The sequence below is a fragment of the Vibrio sp. Vb1026 genome, from assembly GCF_033338745.1.
Taxonomy (GTDB): domain Bacteria; phylum Pseudomonadota; class Gammaproteobacteria; order Enterobacterales; family Vibrionaceae; genus Vibrio; species Vibrio alginolyticus.
Map to the genome: position 1 here is coordinate 48,605 of NZ_JAWOTH010000005.1, position 20,931 is coordinate 69,535.

General features: G+C 45.2%; 23 protein-coding genes. 10 read left to right on the top strand and 13 right to left on the bottom strand.

Features of this window, described 5'->3' with window-relative positions; genetic code table 11:
- The first annotated feature begins 125 nt into the window (after positions 1-125).
- From zrgA to R7E47_RS10090, 5 genes are all read left to right on the top strand, one after another.
- Positions 126-779: a zinc uptake protein ZrgA gene (gene zrgA / locus R7E47_RS10070; protein WP_025768357.1), complete on the top strand. Its 654-nt coding sequence runs from the start codon at positions 126-128 to the stop codon at positions 777-779.
- Positions 780-831: 52 nt separating this feature from the next.
- Positions 832-1,560 (top strand): ABC transporter ATP-binding protein, encoded by a 729-nt coding sequence (locus R7E47_RS10075; RefSeq protein ID WP_005379603.1) that lies wholly within the window; start codon positions 832-834, stop codon positions 1,558-1,560.
- Positions 1,557-2,816 (top strand): ABC transporter permease, encoded by a 1,260-nt coding sequence (locus tag R7E47_RS10080; RefSeq protein WP_213891728.1) that lies wholly within the window; start codon positions 1,557-1,559, stop codon positions 2,814-2,816. Before R7E47_RS10075 ends, R7E47_RS10080 begins: the two co-directional genes overlap by 4 nt.
- A gap of 4 nt (positions 2,817-2,820) precedes the next feature.
- Complete coding sequence (locus tag R7E47_RS10085; protein ID WP_005379600.1) at positions 2,821-3,315, top strand: DUF3299 domain-containing protein; 495 nt, start codon at positions 2,821-2,823, stop codon at positions 3,313-3,315.
- Between the two features lie 322 nt (positions 3,316-3,637).
- On the top strand, positions 3,638-4,543 hold the full coding sequence (locus R7E47_RS10090; RefSeq protein ID WP_005379599.1) for a TIGR03899 family protein: 906 nt from the start codon (positions 3,638-3,640) through the stop codon (positions 4,541-4,543).
- 89 nt (positions 4,544-4,632) lie between these two features.
- On the opposite strand, the gene cysC is transcribed toward R7E47_RS10090, so the two are convergent.
- The 5 genes from cysC to cobA form a co-directional block, all read right to left on the bottom strand.
- Positions 4,633-5,250, bottom strand: a complete 618-nt coding sequence (gene cysC / locus R7E47_RS10095; RefSeq protein ID WP_005379598.1) for an adenylyl-sulfate kinase — start codon at positions 5,248-5,250, stop codon at positions 4,633-4,635.
- Positions 5,251-5,274: 24 nt separating this feature from the next.
- A complete protein-coding gene (locus R7E47_RS10100; protein WP_054574242.1) occupies positions 5,275-6,999 on the bottom strand; it encodes an SLC13 family permease in 1,725 nt (574 codons plus the stop codon).
- 250 nt (positions 7,000-7,249) lie between these two features.
- A complete protein-coding gene (cysN, locus tag R7E47_RS10105) occupies positions 7,250-8,680 on the bottom strand; it encodes a sulfate adenylyltransferase subunit CysN (protein WP_017633444.1) in 1,431 nt (476 codons plus the stop codon).
- An 18-nt stretch (positions 8,681-8,698) separates the two neighbouring features.
- The gene (cysD, locus tag R7E47_RS10110) at positions 8,699-9,607 is read right to left on the bottom strand and encodes a sulfate adenylyltransferase subunit CysD (RefSeq protein ID WP_005379592.1); all 909 of its coding nucleotides are present in this window, start codon (positions 9,605-9,607) and stop codon (positions 8,699-8,701) included.
- 59 nt (positions 9,608-9,666) lie between these two features.
- Positions 9,667-10,542, bottom strand: coding sequence for a uroporphyrinogen-III C-methyltransferase (gene cobA / locus R7E47_RS10115; protein ID WP_031780800.1), 876 nt, complete (start codon positions 10,540-10,542; stop codon positions 9,667-9,669).
- Between the two features lie 275 nt (positions 10,543-10,817).
- On the opposite strand from cobA, the gene cpdB reads away from it, so the two are divergent.
- Positions 10,818-12,779 carry a 2',3'-cyclic-nucleotide 2'-phosphodiesterase gene (cpdB, locus tag R7E47_RS10120; RefSeq protein ID WP_318084210.1) on the top strand — a complete coding sequence of 654 codons (1,962 nt, stop codon included), beginning with the start codon at positions 10,818-10,820 and terminating at the stop codon, positions 12,777-12,779.
- A gap of 97 nt (positions 12,780-12,876) precedes the next feature.
- Positions 12,877-13,455: a Crp/Fnr family transcriptional regulator gene (locus R7E47_RS10125; RefSeq protein WP_213968494.1), complete on the top strand. Its 579-nt coding sequence runs from the start codon at positions 12,877-12,879 to the stop codon at positions 13,453-13,455.
- Between the two features lie 54 nt (positions 13,456-13,509).
- Here the strand turns inward: R7E47_RS10125 and dbpA are convergent, their stop codons facing one another.
- On the bottom strand, positions 13,510-14,889 hold the full coding sequence (dbpA, locus tag R7E47_RS10130) for an ATP-dependent RNA helicase DbpA (RefSeq protein ID WP_005379583.1): 1,380 nt from the start codon (positions 14,887-14,889) through the stop codon (positions 13,510-13,512).
- Positions 14,890-15,031: 142 nt separating this feature from the next.
- Here dbpA and R7E47_RS10135 point away from each other — a divergent pair, with 142 nt between their 5' ends.
- A complete protein-coding gene (locus R7E47_RS10135; RefSeq protein WP_017820295.1) occupies positions 15,032-15,493 on the top strand; it encodes a GNAT family N-acetyltransferase in 462 nt (153 codons plus the stop codon).
- A gap of 91 nt (positions 15,494-15,584) precedes the next feature.
- Here the strand turns inward: R7E47_RS10135 and R7E47_RS10140 are convergent, their stop codons facing one another.
- The gene (locus tag R7E47_RS10140) at positions 15,585-16,181 is read right to left on the bottom strand and encodes a LysM-like peptidoglycan-binding domain-containing protein (protein ID WP_213968495.1); all 597 of its coding nucleotides are present in this window, start codon (positions 16,179-16,181) and stop codon (positions 15,585-15,587) included.
- Between the two features lie 232 nt (positions 16,182-16,413).
- Here R7E47_RS10140 and R7E47_RS10145 point away from each other — a divergent pair, with 232 nt between their 5' ends.
- Positions 16,414-17,034 carry an FKBP-type peptidyl-prolyl cis-trans isomerase gene (locus tag R7E47_RS10145; RefSeq protein WP_005383137.1) on the top strand — a complete coding sequence of 207 codons (621 nt, stop codon included), beginning with the start codon at positions 16,414-16,416 and terminating at the stop codon, positions 17,032-17,034.
- Positions 17,035-17,187: 153 nt separating this feature from the next.
- Complete coding sequence (locus tag R7E47_RS10150; RefSeq protein ID WP_017820297.1) at positions 17,188-17,667, top strand: DUF2780 domain-containing protein; 480 nt, start codon at positions 17,188-17,190, stop codon at positions 17,665-17,667.
- Positions 17,668-17,802: 135 nt separating this feature from the next.
- Here the strand turns inward: R7E47_RS10150 and rplQ are convergent, their stop codons facing one another.
- The 6 genes from rplQ to rpmJ form a co-directional block, all read right to left on the bottom strand.
- Complete coding sequence (rplQ, locus tag R7E47_RS10155) at positions 17,803-18,183, bottom strand: 50S ribosomal protein L17 (RefSeq protein ID WP_005383141.1); 381 nt, start codon at positions 18,181-18,183, stop codon at positions 17,803-17,805.
- 26 nt (positions 18,184-18,209) lie between these two features.
- Positions 18,210-19,202 carry a DNA-directed RNA polymerase subunit alpha gene (locus tag R7E47_RS10160; protein ID WP_005383143.1) on the bottom strand — a complete coding sequence of 331 codons (993 nt, stop codon included), beginning with the start codon at positions 19,200-19,202 and terminating at the stop codon, positions 18,210-18,212.
- Positions 19,203-19,226: 24 nt separating this feature from the next.
- The gene (gene rpsD, locus R7E47_RS10165) at positions 19,227-19,847 is read right to left on the bottom strand and encodes a 30S ribosomal protein S4 (protein WP_005383146.1); all 621 of its coding nucleotides are present in this window, start codon (positions 19,845-19,847) and stop codon (positions 19,227-19,229) included.
- 27 nt (positions 19,848-19,874) lie between these two features.
- Positions 19,875-20,264 (bottom strand): 30S ribosomal protein S11, encoded by a 390-nt coding sequence (gene rpsK / locus R7E47_RS10170; protein ID WP_001118870.1) that lies wholly within the window; start codon positions 20,262-20,264, stop codon positions 19,875-19,877.
- An 18-nt stretch (positions 20,265-20,282) separates the two neighbouring features.
- Positions 20,283-20,639 (bottom strand): 30S ribosomal protein S13, encoded by a 357-nt coding sequence (gene rpsM / locus R7E47_RS10175; RefSeq protein ID WP_005383154.1) that lies wholly within the window; start codon positions 20,637-20,639, stop codon positions 20,283-20,285.
- A gap of 149 nt (positions 20,640-20,788) precedes the next feature.
- Positions 20,789-20,902: a 50S ribosomal protein L36 gene (rpmJ, locus tag R7E47_RS10180; protein WP_000868186.1), complete on the bottom strand. Its 114-nt coding sequence runs from the start codon at positions 20,900-20,902 to the stop codon at positions 20,789-20,791.
- Between the last annotated feature and the right edge of the window lie 29 nt (positions 20,903-20,931).

Below are 20,931 nucleotides of genomic sequence, written 5' to 3' on the forward strand. Positions count from 1 at the left end.
CTATTCCACACTCAAAATTATTGAGTTCATTTCCGCACCTAGTGTGTCAGGAACAATAACTTAGTGAAACTCGAATCTGAGCAATACCGCCTTTGGTTAATGCCAGTAAAATTAGGAAAAATACAATGTCATCAAAACACGTTTTAGCCCTTGCTATTGGCCTCACTTTATCGACAGCAGCGAATGCAAACGAATACCGCCAGCATGGTGCTCATGTGCATGGTCACGTCGAGTTTAATATCGCCCAAGATGGCAAAGATCTGTTAGTAGAGATCACAGCTCCTGGAGCTGATGTTGTGGGTTTCGAACATGCTCCAGAAAACGCACAACAAGAGCAAGCGCTTAAACAAGCCGTCGCTACACTCGAAGACAGCAACGCATTGTTCGCTATTAACTCACAAGCTGATTGTAATGTTGAAGAAGCTTACGTGAGCCACAACCTAAGCGAAACTCATGAGGAACATGATCATAGTGAGCACGACCATGATGACCATGCACATCACGATCATGAAGGACACGAACACCATGATCATAATGAACATCATGATAAACATGACCACCATGACGATCATGATGAGGCGCACGATCATGGCGGTCACGGTGAATTTTCGGTGCAATATCGCTTCAATTGCGAACAAGTTAATCAGCTTAGCCAAATCCAAACCGATTGGTTTAACCAATTCCCAACTACAGAGTCCATCAGCGTCAATATATTCACTGATACCATGCAATCAGCAATTAAATTAAGCAAAGATAACACCCAAATCGTAATCAAATAACACGAGTGGCGTGTGAGTACCCACTTACACGCCACAGCTTTGGTGATTTAATATGACTGAAACCACACCAAATGTTGTCGAGCTAGAGGATGCCCAATTTTTCTGGCCCGGTTCAACCAACCCAACCATCCACATCCCCAAATTACACATTACACAAGGCGAGCATGTGTTTATCAAAGGTCCAAGTGGCTGCGGTAAATCGACCTTGCTCGCTTTGTTGACGGGGATTAACACATTAACTTCAGGCTCTCTATCTGTACTCGATACTGACCTTGCTAGTTTAAGTGCCAGTCAGAGAGACCGCTTTCGCGCCAATCATATTGGCTACATCTTTCAACAGTTCAATTTATTGCCGTACCTTAACGTACTTGAAAACGTATTATTGCCATGTCAGTTCAGTAAAATACGACGTGACCGTGCCCATTTAGGTGCCTCATCTCAAACATTAAATGAACAGGCTCAGGCCCTACTAGAACGACTGCACTTGCCAAACGAGCTTCATACACGCCCTGTCTCTGAATTGAGTATTGGTCAACAACAACGTGTGGCTGCGGCTCGAGCTCTGATAGGACATCCAGAGTTAGTGATCGCTGACGAACCAACCTCAGCTTTAGACTATGACAATCGTAAAGCATTTATTGAGCTCCTTATGGAGCAAGCGAATCAAGCCAATGCCACACTGGTATTCGTTAGCCACGACCCAACACTCGAACCCTTATTCGATCGCACGCTCAATCTACCCGACATTAATCAAGTATCTAGCCTAGGAGCCATATCATGAGTGCTGTTGTAAAGCTCGCCTGGAAAAGCTTGATGAACCGCAAAGCGACGGCAATTCTAACCATCATGACCGTTGCGATTTCAGTGGTACTCCTCTTGGGCGTCGAGCGTATCCGAACTCAAGCCAAGGATAGCTTCTCCAATACAATTTCAGGCACTGACCTCATTATTGGTGGACGCTCTGGGCAAGTGAACCTATTGCTCTATTCTGTGTTTCGTATTGGTAATGCGACCAACAACATCGATTGGAAAAGCTACCAAGAGTTTGTCAATCATCGTTCAGTCGATTGGGCTATTCCAATCTCGCTTGGCGACTCGCATAAAGGCTTCCGAGTTATGGGAACCAATCACAGTTACTTTGAGCATTACAAGTTTGGAAGTAAGCAACCACTAACATTTAGCAAGGGCAGAGAATTCAATGGTTTATTTGAAACCGTGCTAGGTTCTGATGTCGCTAAACAACTTGGTTATGATATCGGTAGCGAAATCATCATTGCCCACGGCATTAGCGACGTTGGCTTTAGCCGTCATGACAATCTGCCATTTAAAGTTGTCGGTATCCTTGCACCTACAGGAACACCAGTCGACAAAACTGTCCATGTATCATTGGAAGCCATCGAAGCCATTCACGTCGGATGGGAAAGTGGTGCGCGTTTGGGCCCGACACCCAAGGCACAAGATCTCAAAAACAGAGACTTTCAGCCCAAACAAATTACCGCTATGCTCGTTGGTTTGAAATCTCGTATTCAAACTTTCGCCCTGCAAAGACAAATTAACACCTACCCCAAAGAGCCGCTCAGCGCCATTATGCCCGGCGTTGCGTTGCATGAGTTATGGGGAATGATGTCGGTTGCAGAGCAAGCCCTAATGGCAGTATCTGGTTTTGTCGTGATCGCAGGGTTGTTAGGTATGTTAAGCAGTCTATTAACTAGCCTACAGGAACGCCGCCGTGAAATGGCGATTTTGCGAGCCATGGGAGCAAGGCCTCGTCATGTTTTCTCACTATTAATTAGTGAAGCCAGCTTGCTCACTGCTGCTGGTATTATTACTGGCGTTACTGGGCTGTATGCCATTCTGGCTATCGCGCAGCCGATCATCCAACAGCACTATGGAATACATCTCACCTTAAGCATCTTATCTACTTATGAGTGGATGCTATTAGGTTTCGTACAATGCGCTGGTATTGTGATTGGTTTCATTCCCGCACTCCGCGCCTACCGACAGTCACTGAGTGACGGAATGACAATAAGGATTTAATAAAATGTGGAAAAAAATACTCGCAAGTTGCTTGCTGGTCGTCGCATTCACAGCGCCTGTTATGGCCAGCGAAGAACCATTAAAGCTTGACTGGATTGACCTTGTTCCAGAAAAAGAGCGTAAATTGTTCGACAGTATAGGCATGCCCGCATCTGATCACAGTGGTGGCGCAGCCCAGCAGTCCAAGATTGGTAACGTTCGACCAGAACTGAACGGAAGCCAAGTTAAAATTCCAGGGTTTGTTATCCCACTTGAAGGTGATGCCGATACCGTCACCGAATTTTTATTGGTGCCATATTTTGGAGCTTGTATTCACGTGCCACCACCGCCTCCAAACCAGATCATTTACGTGAAGTTTCCGAAAGGCGCGCCTGTTCAAGAGTTGTGGGATGTTATATATGTGGTTGGAACGTTGAAAACCGAGACGATAAACCACGAACTGGCAGAAACGGCTTACGTTATTGAGGGATCAGAAATAGAAGCCTACGACGATATGTAATTTAAGTCGTCGATAAGCCTCGCTACACCTAAGGCGTCACACTGGCGCCTTTTTTAGCTTTGTGCTACACGATATAACGAGATAAATACGCTAATACGCCCACATAAATAACCAAAAGAAACGCTATCGACAGGTGCTTTTTGAGTTTACCTGCTTCTGAGAACTTCATAGCCCCTCCAAAATAACGATAACAATTTTAACAACTCATTATCATTTTGAATAGCCCTATTCGTTCAAAAACTGAGAACTCCTGTCTGGTCGCTTGGTCAGATAAGGTGTAAATTTAAACGTGCGAACCGCGCAGTTCTTGGTAGGAAAACGAATGGCAGACCCGACAAAGCAACCTGTTGTCATCGAACATCAGTCAGACACAAAAAAAAATACGCAACAAGAAAAGAAACAAGGCTACATAAAAGACAGTGCTAGTAAGGTAAAAACCATAGCCCAAATACACGGTCTTGACGCCTTACTGCAAACCGAACCGCCAGCCAAATCTGCGTTTGAAAGAGCCCAATTGCGAGAGCAAAGACGCCAAGAACAGCGACAAAAAAACTTAGAACAGATTTTAAAATTAGCGCACAGTTCATGCCGAGATGAGACAGCGGGAGAGCCAGACCAAGATTGGTTGCATCGATTTTTTGAGATGGCTCAAGACATCCATAACAGCGCGATGCAAAAGCTATGGGCTCAAGTGATGAAGCGTGAAGTGACCAATCCGGGTTCAACGTCCATGAAAGCGTTGAAAACCCTCAAGGATATGTCACCAAAGGAAGCACAAACTCTGCAAAGAGCCGCCTCTTTAGCGTGCAGTTTTGGAGGGGATCACAGCAGAAAACTGCTGATTGGTTACAAAGCGCAAGGAGGCATATTTAGCTTCGGCAAGCGAGACGTCGCTAACAGCCTAAATATGGGAAGTTTTCAACTGCCGTATTCAAGCTTGTTGCTCTTAATTGAATTAGGGCTGCTGCACAGTGCCGAACTTGAATCTGGCGAAATTAGTATCGAGACACCGTTGGTCCTCACCTACCAAGGTAAAAACTTATCACTGAACGTAAACAGCAAAGGTGTCCGCCTTTTATATTACCGCTTCACACCGACAGGTAATGAGCTCTGTACCTTACTCGGAAACAAACCACATGCCGAATACTACGATCAAATGCTTGCACTGTTAAATCATAGGTTTAGTGTCCATAGTGAAGCTAAAAGTACGGTTCATCATACCGTCTAGCCAGCTTGAGAAGCATTTGTTCACCTATGATCCAAATACTTCTCAAGCTGCTCAAAGAGCTTTAGGTCACCTATGATCTAAATGCTTTTTTATCGAATCACACCGCGTTGTTTAAGATCGATTAAGCACAAATCCACCAGCTCATCGACACTCTTTTCTCCCGCGGGCAAATCGATTTCAGGGTTCTCTGGCGCTTGATATTCCGAATCAATACCAGTGAAATTAGGAATCTCTCCCGCACGGGCTTTACGGTATAAACCCTTAGGATCTCGACCTTCGCAAACCTCTAGAGATGCATTGACATACACTTCGATAAACTCGCCTTCTGGCAATAAATCGCGCACTAACTTCCGCTCTGCACGATGCGGTGAAATAAACGCCGACAGAACAATTAAACCCGCATCTGCCATCAACTTCGCCAGTTCACCAATGCGACGAATGTTCTCGCGACGGTCCTGTTCAGAAAAACCTAAATCGCTACACAAACCATGTCGTACATTGTCACCATCCAATAAATAGGTGTGGTAACCCAATGCTGCAAGGCGATTTTCCAACGCCCCTGCTACGGTTGATTTACCCGCTCCAGATAAACCAGTGAACCACAATACGGCAGGTTTTTGCTTCTTTAATTCAGCACGAAACTGTTTATCAACCGAATGCTGGTGCCAAACAATGTTTTCATCTTTTACCGTCGTTTCGGCAGTCATAACGTATCCTTGTAAATATCGGAATTAAAACGGGAAAAAGACCGGGATCAAAGTAAGTACTAATACAGAGTACACAATCGAAATTGGCACTCCAATTCTCACGTAGTCGGTCAATTTGTAATTTCCTACGCTGTACACCAACAGGTTAGTTTGGTAACCGTAGGGAGAGATAAAGCTCGCACTCGCGCCGAACAAAACCGCCATGATGAATGGCATCGGATCCACGCCATAACCCACCGCCATGCTATAGCCGATAGGAAAAGAAAGCGCAGCCGCGGCATTGTTTGTCACCAATTCAGTGAGTACCAATGTCATGATATAAGTCGCCACCAAGGCACCAAATACTCCCCAGCCATTAAACGCTTCAATAAACATCACTCCCATTCTTTCTGACAATCCAGAAGAGATCATCAGTTGAGCAATAGACAAAGCGGAACCGACAATCACGACGATATCGATCGGAAAACGGCGGCGCAGTTCTGAAATCTGCACAATACCAAACGCAATAAGCGCGATAAGGTACGCAGCTAGACCTTTAATAATCGGTACTAACTCTAATAGAGCGCATCCAATTACGGCTGCAAAGCCCAGTAATACAATAGAAGACTTATTCGTATCAAGCCGAGCGCTAGAGTCCAAGTCATGCACTAAAACAAACTCTTTACGATGAGCTCGGCGTTCAGACTCAAAACGCTTTCCTGGAACCAGAACTAACGTGTCTCCTGGCGCTAAGGCAATACTACCCAAGCCACCTTCTAGGCGTTCGTGGCCTCGGCGAATCGCCACAACAACGGCATCGAATCGGTCGCGGAATCGGCTCTCTTTGAGGGTTTTGTAGCAAAATGTCGCCGACGAGCTCACCACAACTTCGATAAAGTTTTGCCCATTTAAGTGCTGCTGACCAAACAACTTGAGGCCCGGAATTTCTTGCAGGGTCGCGACGCTCTCAACATCGCCACAAAATAACAGGCGGTCTTTTGCATTGAGCACAAAATCCGGTCCCACAGAAGAAACAGTAACACCATCGCGCACCACTTCTGCAAGAAACAGTTTGCGCAGCGCACGTAAATTATTCTCGCTGATCGTACGCCCAACTAGCGGTGAGCCTGGCTCAACGCGAGACTCAAGAAAGTAAGGTAAATCTTCTTGATTTTGATCATCATAATTCGGTAGCAAGTAGCTCAGTGGGATAAGAATCAGCATCCCTCCCACCAGCACAGCCAAACCTATCATCGTAGGTGTAAAAAAGCTCAGGCTCGGTAAGCCTGCGTCTTCGACAAAGCTGTTGATGATTAAGTTAGTCGACGTACCAATCAAAGTTAACGTGCCACCAAAAATGGCGGCATAAGACAAGGGAATAAGTAATTTCGAAGGTGCATGCTGCTGATTACGCTTAATCGCCCCAATCAATGAGACAACCACAGCGGTATTATTCGTAAATGAAGAGAGCAAGGCTGTCGATACACCGAGCTTAGCAATCACGCTGCCTAACTGGCCCTCAGAGATACTTCGGCTCACCCAACTGATCAGCAGTGTTTTTTCTAGAGCACAGGATGCAAGAATCAATAGAACCAGGGTTAACAATGAAGAGTTGGTAAAATTGGATGCGATAGTGGCTGAATCCATCATCCCAGCCATGAATGCAATAAAAGCGGCACCCGCAAAGACATAACTAGGCTTAATTTTCGTGACAAGCAAGCAAGTGATAATGCCAAGCAAAATCGCTAACACAAACCCTTGTTCCCACATAGCCTTTCCTTACCAAATAGCCCTAAAGGGCACAACAACGACTCATTTATCCATGAATCACCGACAAACGAGCAAACAGACAAAAATCAGCGCAAGCGAAAAGAACATCAGAATGCTCGGTTTCTTGGGCTCCACCGAAGCACTCTGGTATTAGGAGAATACCTAACGACATTTCGCAATTCAGTTAGGTAGCGACACCCCAAGTACAACAGCAAACAGTGCCTGAAATTATCGTACTTGGGTGAGCCAGTTACTTTTTCAGAAACTGGCTGACGTCTTTTGCTTCCCAGTGCGGGAAGTGTTTACGGACAAGCGCATTAAGCTCAACTTCAAACGCAGAGATGTCCGTCAAATCGCGCTCAACCACGGCGAGGCTCTCTTTAACCATGCCAGCACCAACCGTCACGTTTGTCAGACGATCGATAATGATAAAGCCACCGGTATCTGCACAGTCTTGATAATTGTCCAGCGCGACTGACTCATTAAGAGACCATTCACACAAACCAATACCATTCAATGGCAGCTCTGCCGAGCTATGAGTCGAGAGATTATTAATGTCATATTGATGACGAATCGCTTCAACATGACCTACGGTTTTCTTACCTGCGATTTTGATGTCATAGTCACGACCCGGTTGCAGGGGTTGCTCTGTCATCCACACCACATCGGCAAGCAAATGGTTTGTGGTTTCCACTTGAGCATTATCTAGAACAATCAAATCGCCACGGCTAATATCGATCTCATCGCTTAGCGTCAGAGTGACAGCTAATCCGGCACGAGCTTCTTCGATATCACCATCAAAGGTCACAATACGTGCCACAGTTGACGTTTTACCCGATGGCAATGCTTTAATGGCATCACCGACTTTGATCGAACCAGAAGAAATGGTCCCCGCAAAACCACGGAAATCGAGGTTAGGACGATTAACGTATTGCACAGGGAAGCGGAATTCACCCGCGCCTTTTTCTTGATCCACATCGACCGTTTCAAGAAGCTCAAGCAGTGATGGGCCTTTAAACCAAGTCAGGTTTTGGCCTTTATCCACCACATTGTCCCCTTCAAGCGCTGAGATCGGGATGATTTGAATATCAATATCCCCTGTCAGATTCTCAGAGAACTTCAGATACTCATCGCGGATCTCTTCAAAGCGCTCTTGGGAGTAATCCACTAAGTCCATCTTGTTGATCGCCACAACAAAGTGCTTCAAACCCAACAGGTTGGAAATGAAAGAGTGACGACGAGTTTGATCGAGAATGCCCTTACGTGCATCAACCAGAATCACAGCTAAGTCACATGTCGATGCGCCTGTAGCCATGTTACGTGTGTACTGCTCGTGTCCAGGAGTATCTGCAATGATGAATTTACGTTTCTGCGTCGAGAAATAGCGGTAAGCCACATCAATCGTGATCCCCTGCTCGCGCTCAGCTTGTAGGCCATCGACCAACAACGCAAGGTCAGGCTTTTCACCCGTGGTACCCACACGTTGGCTGTCTGAGTGCACTGCCGCTAGCTGATCTTCATAAATTTGTTTTGAGTCATGGAGTAAGCGACCGATTAATGTACTTTTACCGTCATCCACCGAGCCACAAGTCAAGAATCTAAGTAACGACTTGTACTGGTGTTGTGTTAAATAGCCTTCGATACCAAGCTCGGCTAATTGAGCTTCAACTGCACTGTTCATTATCTTTCCTTAGATCCTTTAGAAGTAACCTTGACGTTTCTTAAGCTCCATCGATCCTGACTGATCGTGGTCGATCGCTCGGCCTTGGCGCTCACTCGACGTTGCCACCAGCATTTCTTCAATAATGCCAGTTAAAGTGTTCGCTTCAGACTCGATGGCCCCGGTCAATGGATAACAACCAAGGGTACGGAAGCGCACACTCTTCTCTTCAATCACTTCACCCGGTTGAAGCTCCATACGATCATCATCAACCATGATCAGCATGCCATCGCGTTCAACAACTGGGCGTTTGTCCGCGAGGTAAAGCGGCACGATCTCGATGTTTTCTAAATAGATGTATTGCCAGATATCAAGCTCAGTCCAGTTAGACAGTGGGAATACACGAATGCTCTCACCCTTATTAACCTGACCGTTGTACGTCTTCCATAGCTCAGGACGTTGGTTTTTAGGGTCCCATGTATGGTTCTTATCGCGGAATGAATACACGCGCTCTTTCGCCCGTGATTTCTCTTCGTCGCGGCGCGCACCACCAAAGGCAGCATCAAAACCGTACTTGTTCAGCGCTTGTTTTAAGCCTTGAGTCTTCATGATGTCAGTGTGCTTAGAAGAACCATGAACAAACGGGCTACAGCCCATGGCTAGACCTTCTGGATTCTTATGTACCAAAAGCTCAAAACCGTATTTGGCCGCGGTGCGATCACGAAATTCAATCATCTCGCGGAACTTCCAATCGGTGTCAACATGCAGCAATGGAAATGGAATCTTACCTGGGTAAAAAGCTTTACGCGCAAGGTGCAGCATCACTGATGAGTCTTTACCAATCGAATACATCATGACTGGGTTATCAAACTCAGCCGCAACTTCACGGATGATGTGGATACTCTCCGCTTCGAGTTGTTTAAGGTGAGTTAAACGTTGTTGGTCCATGTTTTGTATTTCCTTTTTAAGCTTGAAGGCGCATTACGTCTCTAATCTTTGGTCTGAAATTATATGGAGTTGGCAATAGCACTTTTGTTGAATTCAGTACTAGACAAAAACCAGTCTAACTTTTGAGACAGTCGCACTACCTCTCCGACAACAATCAAAGATGGCGACTGTGCTTCCTTCGATAAATCAGAGAGTTGGGAGAGTTCTCCCGTAAATACTTTTTGTTGAATCTGCGTGCCACGCTCAATAATGGCAATCGGAGTCGACGCTGAACGACCATGCTTAATGAGTTGATTCTGAATATAGTGTGATTTCATCAGCCCCATGTAGATCACTAAAGTCTGATTCCCTCGCGCCAACGTGGACCAATCCATCTCATCACTTTCTTCTTTCAAGTGGCCAGTCACAAAGATGGCCGATTGCGCATAATCACGATGAGTCAGTGGAATACCAGCATAAGCGGTTGCGCCAGCTGCTGCGGTAATGCCAGGGACAACTTGAAAACGAACGCCGGCATCAGCAAGCACTTCTAACTCTTCACCACCACGACCGAATACAAACGGATCCCCACCTTTAATGCGCACTACTTTGTAGCCCTGCTTGGCAAAATCCACCAAAAGCTGATTCGTCTTCTCCTGCGGCACACTGTGATGCCCAGCTCGCTTCCCAACGCACACCAAAATCGTATCGCTTGGAATCAATGCCATGATTTCTTCAGACACCAAGTAGTCGTACAAAACCACGTCAGCTTGCTGCAAGCAGTTCAGTGCTTTCACCGTCAGAAGTTCAGGATCGCCTGGTCCTGCACCTACTAAGGCAACTTCACCAGGCTGTAGCGATTGCTTTGCAAAACGAGTAACACCAGCGACTGGGTTGTCAGAAACTAACCGGGGCTTTGGTTTAGGAAAAGAAGTGACTGAATCGTTCGTTGCCATGTGCTTGCTCATCGTCCATTGATATCGTTATGCAAGCATTATGGCGGGGCGTTTATATTACCTGAAATTCTAAAATTTCATTTTTTATTCAAAAATCTGCTAAGAAGTTTTTGTTTGGTCTCATTCAAAAGCGTGAAAAAGTCGGCGGTTAATATGAATAAGGTTCAGTAAACTGATTAATGTTCACAGTTTTCTGTATCTTTATCATCGAGTTGCACCTGTGTTTGATACATTACGCAGTACAATTTCCCCTTATCATTGAATTGGAGTACCAAATGAAAGTGGCAGTTCATCCTATTTCCCTCGCAGTATTAAGTGGCATGCTAACGCTTGCTGGCCCAGCAATGGCCGATACCATCAAGCTTCGTATTATCGAAACCACCGACATTCACACCAACGTGATGGATTACGATTACTACAAAGACCAACCATCACAGCAAATCGGTTTAAGTCGCGCAGCGACAATAGTGAAACAAGCTAAGTCCGAGACAGAAAACACGGTACTAGTAGATAACGGTGATTTAATTCAGGGCAGCCCAATGGGCGATTACATGGCGGCAAAGGGGATTAATCCCGACGACGTGCACCCAGTCTACAAAGCGATGAACCAGCTAGACTACGATGTGGGCAACATTGGCAATCATGAGTTCAACTATGGCCTTGAGTTCCTGAAAAACTCTATCGACGGTGCGAACTTCCCTTATGTTAGTGCTAACGTTTTCGACAAGAAGACAGGCGAGCACTACTTCAAACCTTATCTAATTAAAACGCACACGTTCAAAGACACTGATGGTCAAAGCCACGAAATCAAAGTGGGTTACATCGGCTTTGTACCACCACAAATTATGGTGTGGGATAAGAAGAACTTAGAAGGCAAAGTCTTTGCTAAAGACATTAAGGAAACAGCAGAGAAACTGATTCCTCAAATGAAGAAAGAAGGCGCAGACGTGATTGTGGCAATTCCACACTCGGGCATTTCTACTGATCCATACAAGCTAGGCGCTGAAAACTCTGTTTACTACCTCACAGAAGTTGAAGGTATTGATGCAATTGCTTTTGGCCACTCTCACGCAGTCTTCCCAGGGAAAGACTTCGCAAACCTACCTGGTGTTGATATAGATAAAGGGACCATCAATGGTGTAACGTCCGTGATGCCGGGCCGCTGGGGAAGTCACGCAGGTGTGATGGATTTGATGCTGAAAGAGAAAGACGGCAGATGGCAAGTCGTCGAAGGCCAAGCAGAAGCACACCCTATCTTCGATAAAGTAAATAAGAAGTCATTAGCTAAAGCCGATGAAGATATTGTGAAAGCGTTAGAAGAAGATCACAAAGGCACTCGTGAATTTGTAAACCAACCAATCGGCAAAGCAAATGATGTCATGTACAGCTTCTTGGCATTAGTGCAGGACGACCCCACCATTCAAATCGTTAACCTTGCTCAGAAAGACTACGTAGAACGCTTTATTCAAGGCGACCCAGACCTTTCTGACATTCCAGTACTGAGTGCGGCAGCACCATTTAAAGTCGGCGGTCGTAAGAACGATCCGAATAACTTTACAGAAGTCGAATCCGGTCAGCTCACCTTCCGTAATGCGGCCGATCTTTACTTATACCCAAACACCTTGGTTGCGATGAAAGTGAAAGGTAAAGAAGTTCGCGAATGGCTAGAGTGCAGTGCGGGTCAATTCAACCACATCGACATCAACAATCCTAAACCGCAATCTTTGATTGATTGGGATAATTTCCGTACTTACAACTTCGATGTTATTGATGGGGTTAACTACCAAATCGACGTTACCCAACCGCCGAAGTACGATGCGGATTGTAAAGTGATTAATCCAGATTCTCAGCGCATTGTGAATCTGACGTTTAATGGTAAGCCTGTCAATCCGAAGCAAGATTTCATCATCGCAACCAATAACTACCGTGCTTATAGCAATACTTTCCCTGGTACAGGTCCAGATTTCATTGCGTTTGACGCACCAGATGAAAACCGCTCTGTCGTCGCCACTTATATTTCTCGCGTGAGTGAAGAAAAAGGAGAAGTGACCCCAAGCGCTGACAACAACTGGTCTTTCGCACCGATTAAGTCCGATAACAAGCTAGATATTCGTTTCGAAACCTCCCCTAGCGATAAAGCGGCGCAGTTCATCAAAGAGAAAGGACAATACCCAATGAAACGCGTGTCAACAGACGACATTGGTTTCGCAATTTATCAAATCGATCTGAATAAATAAGGTTGATTTGACAACAACACTAAGCGGCTCTCATGAGCCGCTTTTTTGTTATCAATAAAACCCGTTAAAATAAAGAAAACCGTTTCTGAGTTATCACATGCACAGCGATCTTTTTTCAGACTTAGTCAAACATGGCTTTTTAGAGGCAGAAGCAAACCAACTTATTGAAAATGGTGAGTTGCTCGAACTGCCTACACGCCACATTCTTAATCACCAAGGGGAGTTGAGCTCACACCTTTACTTCATCATTGAGGGGTTATGCCACGCAAGCTATCTCACTGAGCACGGCAAAGAATTCAGTAAAGAATTTTATTGGGAGAAGGACTGGGTTATCGGGTTTGAGAGCATAATAAAGGACCAACCTTCGCCTTACTTATTGGAAACGCTGAGCGCTTGTCAGCTATTTTGCTTGCCAATTGAAACGTTGCATCACTGGCGAGCAGAAAAGCACGCCATTTACTTAAAGCTACTCGAAAACCAACTGGTTAATAAAGAGAATAAAGAACGCTTTATGTTGCTCTACTCTCCAGAGGAACGATATCAATTATTTTGCGCTCATTACCCAGATTTAAAGCAACGTATTACCGATAGTCAAATTGCGGCCTACCTGGGCATTACACCAATCAGTTTGAGTCGAATCAAAGCACGCTTAACCAAAGATCACACTCTCAAATAAACTCAAAAAAGAAAAAAGCTCTTCAAACGAAGAGCTTTTTCTCTGCTATTTGAGCTATTTAAGAATTCGCGCCCGGAACTGGCGCCCTTTCATCTTGCCGTTACTAATGGTTTGTAGAGCCTTTTTAGCCACAGACTTTTCGACGGCAACATAAGCGCGCACAGGGAACAGATGGATCTTTCCGACTTGAGAGCCTGGAATACCATTTTTTCCTGTCAGACAACCTAAAATATCACCCGGTCGTACTTTCTGTTTCTTACCGCCATCAATGTTAATCGTCACCATCTTCGCTTGGTATGGCTGCTGATTTGATTTGGCAGGCAATGTTGCTGGTACCACGTCCATCTCTAGGTATTCTTCAATACGAGCTACACGTAAACCGTCTTTCTCACCAAAAAAGCTGAACGCTAAACCTTTACTACCCGCACGACCTGTACGACCAATACGGTGCACATGAACCTCAGGATCGCGCGATAGCTCAAAGTTAAAGACAGCATCAAGATTATCAACGTCCAAACCACGCGCTGCAACGTCTGTTGCAACAAGGATAGACACACTCTTGTTAGCAAACTGCACCAATGCTTGGTCGCGTTCACGCTGCTCTAAGTCCCCATGGATATCGATAACGCTGAATCCTTTGTGATGCAACTCATCTGCGACACTTTGAACTTCTTTTTTGGTATTACAAAAAACCACCGCGGACTCTGGTTGGTGAGTCAGCAGCAAATTAGCCAACGCTTCATCACGTGCTTCCGAGCCTTCAACTTTGTAGAAGTACTGCGCAATGCTTGAGGTATCATGCGTCGATTCCACCTTAATCACTTCCGGTGTCTGCATTATACGCTGCGCAATTTGCTCAATTTTTTCTGGAAAGGTAGCACTGAAAAGTAGAGTTTGACGCTGCTTTGGCGCTGCATCGATGATTGCATCTAATGCGTCTTGGAAACCCATGTCCAACATGCGATCAGCTTCATCTAGCACCAAGGTATTCAGTTCGCTAAGATCAATTCGGCCTTTCTCAAGGTGATCCAAAATACGACCAGGTGTACCAACTAGGATATGCGCACCATGCTCCAGCGAACCAATTTGTGGCCCCATTGGCATCCCACCGCAGAGAGTAAGCACTTTAATATTATGAATGCCGCGACCTAAAGTACGAATTTCCTTCGCTACTTGGTCTGCAAGCTCACGTGTTGGACACAATACTAATGACTGGACACGAAAGCGTTTGACGTTGAGGTTCGATAAAACCCCTAAACCAAATGCAGCGGTTTTACCTGAGCCCGTTTTACCCTGCCCGATGACATCACGATGTTTTAGGATTGCAGGCAAGCTCAAAGCTTGAATTGGCGTCATGTGGGTATAGTTCAGGGAATCAAGTGTGGCGAGTAACGCTGGATTCAGCCCAACTTGATCGAATGTTTGTTTGCTCACGGGGATATCCTCAGGTGAGATGGAAAGAGGGCACATTATCACCAGATTTGGTGGGAAAACCAGTGCTAATTAACCTTTGTTAATGAGTATGAGCTCAAAACAAAGTAAAGTCAGTCACTCTATTCTCATTACGGATAACAACATGCTCACTTGGATTACTTTGCCCTTTGCTCAGCTAACAACCACGCAGCTGTATGAAATGATGAAATTGCGTGTGGATGTATTCGTTGTTGAACAAACCTGCCCTTACCCTGAACTTGATGGTAAGGACACGCTGGAAGGCGTTTATCATCTAATAGGCTATCACGGTGATGAACTGGTTGCTTGCGCAAGATTACTGCCCGCAGGCACTACGTATGACAATGTGAGTATTGGTCGAGTGGTGACAAAGCAGACCGCGCGAGGCGGTGGCTTAGGTCATAAGTTATTGGACAAGGCCTTGGCACAATGCGAAACATTATGGCCAGGACAGACAATAGATATAGGTGCTCAAGAACACCTCATCCAGTTTTATGCTAGTCATGGATTCAAGGTTATCTCAGAGTGCTATCTTGAAGATGGTATCCCTCATGTGGATATGCGGAAAGAATCCGTAGCGCTATAAGCTTCAACTCGATTGGTTACTATGAAAACTAATCGCTATGAAAAACTGACTAAAAAGACGCGATATCTTCGCGTCTTTTCATTTGAAGCGTTTACTTGTTACGTCCAAAGGTCCCATCCGATAAACGGAAAAACATAACGGACCGCCCGCTTTTTTCCAGCTGTAGCATATCTAACTCACCTTCGTCACTAAGCTTAAAGCGAATCAACTGTCCCTGCTTTATTTGGCTTAGCGGCTTATCACTGCCTTCTATTTTGACCAGAGCGCTAAGATCCGCCATAGAGAGCTGATTACTTCTGAAAACCTGCGCTAATGTATCACCATTTTTAACCGTGTACTCTTTCCAATTTTCAGATTTCGGTCCAGAGTTCTGAGAGGTTCTCTGCTGGCTTAAACTCTGCGCGTTCAGCTCAATCGCTACGCGTTGATGATCGACCTCAGTCTGCTCAACTGGTTGATCTGTTTTATTTGGCAAAGGAATAACAAGGAGTACCAGAATCAATGGCACTAAGACCATCAAAGCACGCTGATGAAATTTAGGCAGACGCAACCAAAACTGCTTAACAGGCTGTATACGCTCCAACCATTGCTCTTTGTTGAACGGCTGCTTCCAGTCGATAGCAGCGAATTTTTGTTTAACCAATTCGACATAGTCGACTTGCTGCTTTTTCTTTCTGCGACGATTCATTGTAATGAGTCCCTTAATACTTCTACGGCCAGTATAAAAATACCGACGCGGAGAGTATATGTTTTTCACCAAACTAAAATGGAATTGGGATTAAATTAGCAGAAATTTCACTTGGAGTAAGAGATAAGTCACAACCTGGTCGCCTCAATTAAGCATTCAGTCGCAATCATTTAAACCTAAGCTCGAAACTGATATCCTGTTACCTTTATCACTCCTAATAAGAGCGACATTCATGTCTGAAATTAAATTTGAAACTGCAGAACAAAAAGCAAGCTACGGCATTGGTCTGCAAATGGGTCAGCAACTTGCAGGCTCTGGTCTTGAAGGTCTTAGCGTTGATGCTATCGCAGCAGGTATTGCAACAGCACTAACTGGTGACATGCCATCAATCGAAATTGATGAAATCAACAAAGCACTACAAGAACTTCACACTCGTGCAGAAACAGCTCGCCAAGAAGCAGCAAAAATTGCGGCAGCAGAAGGCGAAGCGTTCCTAAAAGACAACGCTCTACGACCTGAAGTTAACGTTCTAGACTCTGGTCTTCAGTACGAAATCATTTCTGAAGGTACTGGTGCAGTTCCTACAGCAGAAAGCTCAGTTCGCGTTCACTACCACGGTGAGCTAACTGACGGTACTGTATTCGATAGCTCTGTATCTCGCGGTCAACCTGCTGAATTCCCTGTTACAGGTGTAATCAAAGGTTGGGTAGAGGCACTACAACTAATGCCTGTTGGCTCTAAGTGGAAGCTATACGTACCACAAGATCTTGCGTACGGTGAGCGTGGCGCTGGTGCGGCTATCCCTCCATTTGCAGCTTTAGTTTTCGAAGTAGAACTATTAGATATTATCTAATTGAAACCATTTTCAATTATGATTAAATAAAACGGCGCACTAGCGCCGTTTTTTTGTCTAAACTGAATAGACTTTCTCACCTCTGAACCTTTCACTCTGATAGCCTTTAAAAATAAAATCACTTTTAAAAAACGCTCAACCTTTGGAGGTACTATGCGTAAAACACTCCTAACTCTAGCACTCCTATCAATCAACATTGGTAGTGCGCACGCATTCTTAGATTCAGTCACTCAAAAAAGTAAAGAAAGTGGCCTGATGGACATGGTCGGCAGCAGCTTGAACACCGAGTCATCTCCATTAACAGACATGCTAACTAGCCAATTACCAGTATCCACTGAGCAAGCAGCCGGAGGCAGTGGTGCGCTACTCGCTTTGGCTCAAAGCCAGCTTTCGCAAGAAAATAGTAGTGAATTACAGTCTTTGATTCCTGGACTTTCAAACTTGCAAGGAGCACAAAGCTTACTAGGAAATATTGAGAATATCAGTGCAGTCAAAAGTGCATTCGATACGTTAGGTTTAGACCCATCTATGATCAGTCAGTTTGCTCCAGTCATCTTGGATTACTTGAACAAGCAAGGCGCTAGCGAAGGGCTTCTAAGTTCGTTGGGCGGGTTGTGGAATACTAGTAAATAAGCGTAAGTGATAATCACTTTTTAAATTGCCAGTCTGCATGGGTTGAAATAAATGCAGGCTGGATATAAAGGTTTACTGAATTACAGATACAAAAAAGCCGAGCTAATGCTCGGCTTTCTCGTTCTTACGAACTGATTACTCAGCAGCTTCTTCAGCAGCTGGGCGATCTACAAGCTCAATGTAAGCCATTGGAGCTTTATCACCAGCACGGAAGCCAGCTTTTAGGATACGAGTGTAACCGCCCTGACGAGCAGCAAAACGTGGACCTAGTTCGTTAAATAGTTTTGCAACTACTTCGTTGTCACGAGTACGTGCAAATGCTAGACGACGGTTAGCAACACTGTCAGTCTTAGCTAGTGTAATCAAAGGCTCAACTACGCGACGTAGCTCTTTTGCTTTTGGCAAAGTAGTCTTGATAACTTCATGACGTACTAGAGAGCTAGCCATGTTGCTGAACATCGCTTTGCGATGTGAGCTGTTGCGGTTGAGTTGACGACCACTCTTACGATGGCGCATGACCTAATCCTTCTAACTAGTATCGATTAATCTTCAGCGATTGATGCAGGTGGCCAGTTTTCTAGGCGCATGCCCAGAGACAGACCACGTGACGCAAGTACGTCTTTAATCTCAGTAAGAGATTTTTTACCAAGGTTAGGCGTTTTAAGTAGCTCAACCTCAGTACGTTGTACTAGATCACCGATGTAGTGAATCGCTTCTGCTTTCAAACAGTTAGCAGAGCGAACTGTTAGTTCAAGATCGTCTACAGGACGCAGTAGGATCGGATCGAATTCTGGCTTCTCTTCCTTCTCCTCAGGAACTCGTACATCACGAAGATCTACGAATGCATCCAATTGTTCAGCTAGGATTGTAGCTGCACGACGGATTGCTTCCTCAGGTTCTAGAGTACCGTTTGTTTCCATATCGATAACAAGCTTGTCTAGATCAGTACGCTGTTCTACACGAGCTGCTTCTACAGCGTAGGCAATTTTGTCTACTGGGCTGTAAGTAGCATCTACTAGTAGGCGACCGATAGGACGCTCGTCTTCTTCGTTATGGATACGCGCAGAAGCTGGAACATAACCACGACCACGTTCAACTTTGATACGCATTGCGATCTCAGCGTTGTCATCCGTCAGGTGACAAATTACGTGTTCAGGGTTAGCGATCTCTACATCACCATCATGGGTGATGTCACCTGCAACCACAGGGCCCGAGCCTGATTTGTTCAAAGTAATGAACACTTCATCTTTGCCTTCGGCAACGCGCACAGCCAAACCTTTAAGGTTTAGAAGAATTTCAAGAATATCTTCTTGAACGCCTTCTTTCGTGCTGTACTCATGAAGTACGCCTTCAATTTCTACTTCTGTTACAGCACAACCTGGCATAGAAGATAGAAGGATGCGGCGAAGTGCATTACCCAGAGTATGACCAAAGCCACGCTCTAATGGCTCAAGAGTTACTTTTGCGTGAGTCGAGCTGATTTGTTCGATGTCAACTAGACGTGGCTTAAGAAATTCTGTTACAGAACCCTGCATTGTGTCCTCTCTTTAGTTTAAACCTTACTTAGAGTAAAGCTCGACGATCAATTGTTCGTTGATGTCAGCTGATAGATCAGAACGCTCAGGCATACGCTTGAATGTACCTTCCATCTTGCCACCATCTACTTCAATCCAAGTTGGTTTTTCACGTTGTTCAGCAACTTCTAGAGCTGCTTTGATACGAGCTTGCTGTTTAGCTTTCTCGCGAATAGAAACAACGTCATTAGCCGCTACTTTGAAAGAAGGAACGTTTACAACTTTACCGTTTACTAGGATAGCTTTGTGGCTAACTAGCTGACGTGCTTCTGCGCGAGTTGCGCCAAAGCCCATGCGGTAAACTACGTTATCAAGACGACCTTCAAGAAGCTGAAGTAGGTTTTCACCAGTGTTGCCTTTTAGGCGAGCAGCTTCTTTGTAGTAGTTACGGAATTGTTTTTCTAGAACGCCGTACATACGACGTACTTTTTGCTTCTCACGAAGCTGAACGCCATACTCAGATAGACGACCGCGACGAGCGCCGTGTACACCTGGTGCGTTATCAATTTTACACTTGGTATCGATCGCGCGAACACCAGACTTAAGGAATAAGTCAGTGCCTTCACGACGGCTAAGCTTCAGCTTAGGACCCAAATATCTTGCCATGATTCTTCTCCAATTGTCCTAGAAACGTTATACGCGACGTTTCTTAGGTGGACGACAACCGTTATGAGGGATTGGTGTAGCATCAACGATGTTTGTGATGCGGAAACCAGCGGCGTTTAGTGCACGAACAGTAGATTCGCGACCTGGACCAGGACCCTTAACCATAACTTCCAAGTTCTTTAGGCCGTATTCTTTAGCCATTTCAGCACAACGCTCAGCAGCAACCTGTGCAGCGAACGGAGTAGACTTACGAGAACCACGGAAACCAGAACCACCTGCAGTAGCCCATGCAAGAGCGTTACCTTGACGGTCAGTAATGGTTACGATTGTGTTATTGAAAGAAGCATGGATGTGCGCAACGCCATCTGCAACTTGCTTGCGTACGCGCTTACGAGCGCGAGTTGGTTGTTTAGCCATTGTACTCTACCTTCCCGATTATTTCTTGATCGGCTTACGCGGACCCTTACGGGTGCGAGCGTTGGTTTTAGTACGCTGTCCACGTAGTGGTAGACTGCGACGATGACGAAGACCACGGTAACAGCCAAGGTCCATAAGACGCTTGATGTTCATAGATACTTCACGACGTAGATCACCTTCTACAGTGTACTTAGCTACACCATCACGCAGTTGATCGATCTGCTCTTCAGTTAGTTCACTGATCTTAACATTTTCAGCAATACCCACTTCAGCTAGGATAGCTTGAGAGCGAGTTTTACCGATGCCGTAGATCGCTGTTAGAGCGATTACTGCATGTTTCTGATCAGGAATGTTAATGCCTGCTATACGGGCCATTATTCACTCCTAAGTGTTTCTATAAAAGAATTAGCCGCAGCAAAGCCCGTTATGGATACGCTGCGGAATACTACTTCTTTTGCACGCAAAAGGTAGGCCGAGGAATATACTCGACCCAACCTTCATTTTCAAGTAAAAATTTCTGCTAATTAGCCTTGGCGCTGTTTGTGCTTTGGCTCACTGCAAATCACGCGAACGACACCGTTACGCTTGATTACTTTACAGTTACGGCAGATTTTTTTAACGGAAGCACGAACTTTCATTGCTAAACTCCGTAAATGAAACTGAGTCT

Excerpts from the sequence above, each read along its gene's own strand:
- R7E47_RS10140 (WP_213968495.1), bottom strand. The coding sequence starts at position 16,181 with ATGAATCGTCGCAGAAAGAAAAAGCAGCAAGTCGACTATGTCGAATTG.
- rpsD (WP_005383146.1), bottom strand. The coding sequence starts at position 19,847 with ATGGCAAGATATTTGGGTCCTAAGCTGAAGCTTAGCCGTCGTGAAGGC.
- R7E47_RS10145 (WP_005383137.1), top strand. The coding sequence starts at position 16,414 with ATGTCTGAAATTAAATTTGAAACTGCAGAACAAAAAGCAAGCTACGGC.
- cpdB (WP_318084210.1), top strand. The coding sequence starts at position 10,818 with ATGAAAGTGGCAGTTCATCCTATTTCCCTCGCAGTATTAAGTGGCATG.
- R7E47_RS10125 (WP_213968494.1), top strand. The coding sequence starts at position 12,877 with ATGCACAGCGATCTTTTTTCAGACTTAGTCAAACATGGCTTTTTAGAG.
- cysC (WP_005379598.1), bottom strand. The coding sequence starts at position 5,250 with ATGACTGCCGAAACGACGGTAAAAGATGAAAACATTGTTTGGCACCAG.
- rpsK (WP_001118870.1), bottom strand. The coding sequence starts at position 20,264 with ATGGCTAAACAACCAACTCGCGCTCGTAAGCGCGTACGCAAGCAAGTT.
- R7E47_RS10150 (WP_017820297.1), top strand. The coding sequence starts at position 17,188 with ATGCGTAAAACACTCCTAACTCTAGCACTCCTATCAATCAACATTGGT.
- R7E47_RS10100 (WP_054574242.1), bottom strand. The coding sequence starts at position 6,999 with ATGTGGGAACAAGGGTTTGTGTTAGCGATTTTGCTTGGCATTATCACT.
- R7E47_RS10080 (WP_213891728.1), top strand. The coding sequence starts at position 1,557 with ATGAGTGCTGTTGTAAAGCTCGCCTGGAAAAGCTTGATGAACCGCAAA.
- rplQ (WP_005383141.1), bottom strand. The coding sequence starts at position 18,183 with ATGCGCCATCGTAAGAGTGGTCGTCAACTCAACCGCAACAGCTCACAT.
- R7E47_RS10090 (WP_005379599.1), top strand. The coding sequence starts at position 3,638 with ATGGCAGACCCGACAAAGCAACCTGTTGTCATCGAACATCAGTCAGAC.
- cobA (WP_031780800.1), bottom strand. The coding sequence starts at position 10,542 with ATGGCAACGAACGATTCAGTCACTTCTTTTCCTAAACCAAAGCCCCGG.
- R7E47_RS10075 (WP_005379603.1), top strand. The coding sequence starts at position 832 with ATGACTGAAACCACACCAAATGTTGTCGAGCTAGAGGATGCCCAATTT.
- zrgA (WP_025768357.1), top strand. The coding sequence starts at position 126 with ATGTCATCAAAACACGTTTTAGCCCTTGCTATTGGCCTCACTTTATCG.
- R7E47_RS10085 (WP_005379600.1), top strand. The coding sequence starts at position 2,821 with ATGTGGAAAAAAATACTCGCAAGTTGCTTGCTGGTCGTCGCATTCACA.
- R7E47_RS10135 (WP_017820295.1), top strand. The coding sequence starts at position 15,032 with ATGCTCACTTGGATTACTTTGCCCTTTGCTCAGCTAACAACCACGCAG.
- R7E47_RS10160 (WP_005383143.1), bottom strand. The coding sequence starts at position 19,202 with ATGCAGGGTTCTGTAACAGAATTTCTTAAGCCACGTCTAGTTGACATC.
- cysN (WP_017633444.1), bottom strand. The coding sequence starts at position 8,680 with ATGAACAGTGCAGTTGAAGCTCAATTAGCCGAGCTTGGTATCGAAGGC.
- rpsM (WP_005383154.1), bottom strand. The coding sequence starts at position 20,639 with ATGGCCCGTATAGCAGGCATTAACATTCCTGATCAGAAACATGCAGTA.
- cysD (WP_005379592.1), bottom strand. The coding sequence starts at position 9,607 with ATGGACCAACAACGTTTAACTCACCTTAAACAACTCGAAGCGGAGAGT.
- rpmJ (WP_000868186.1), bottom strand. The coding sequence starts at position 20,902 with ATGAAAGTTCGTGCTTCCGTTAAAAAAATCTGCCGTAACTGTAAAGTA.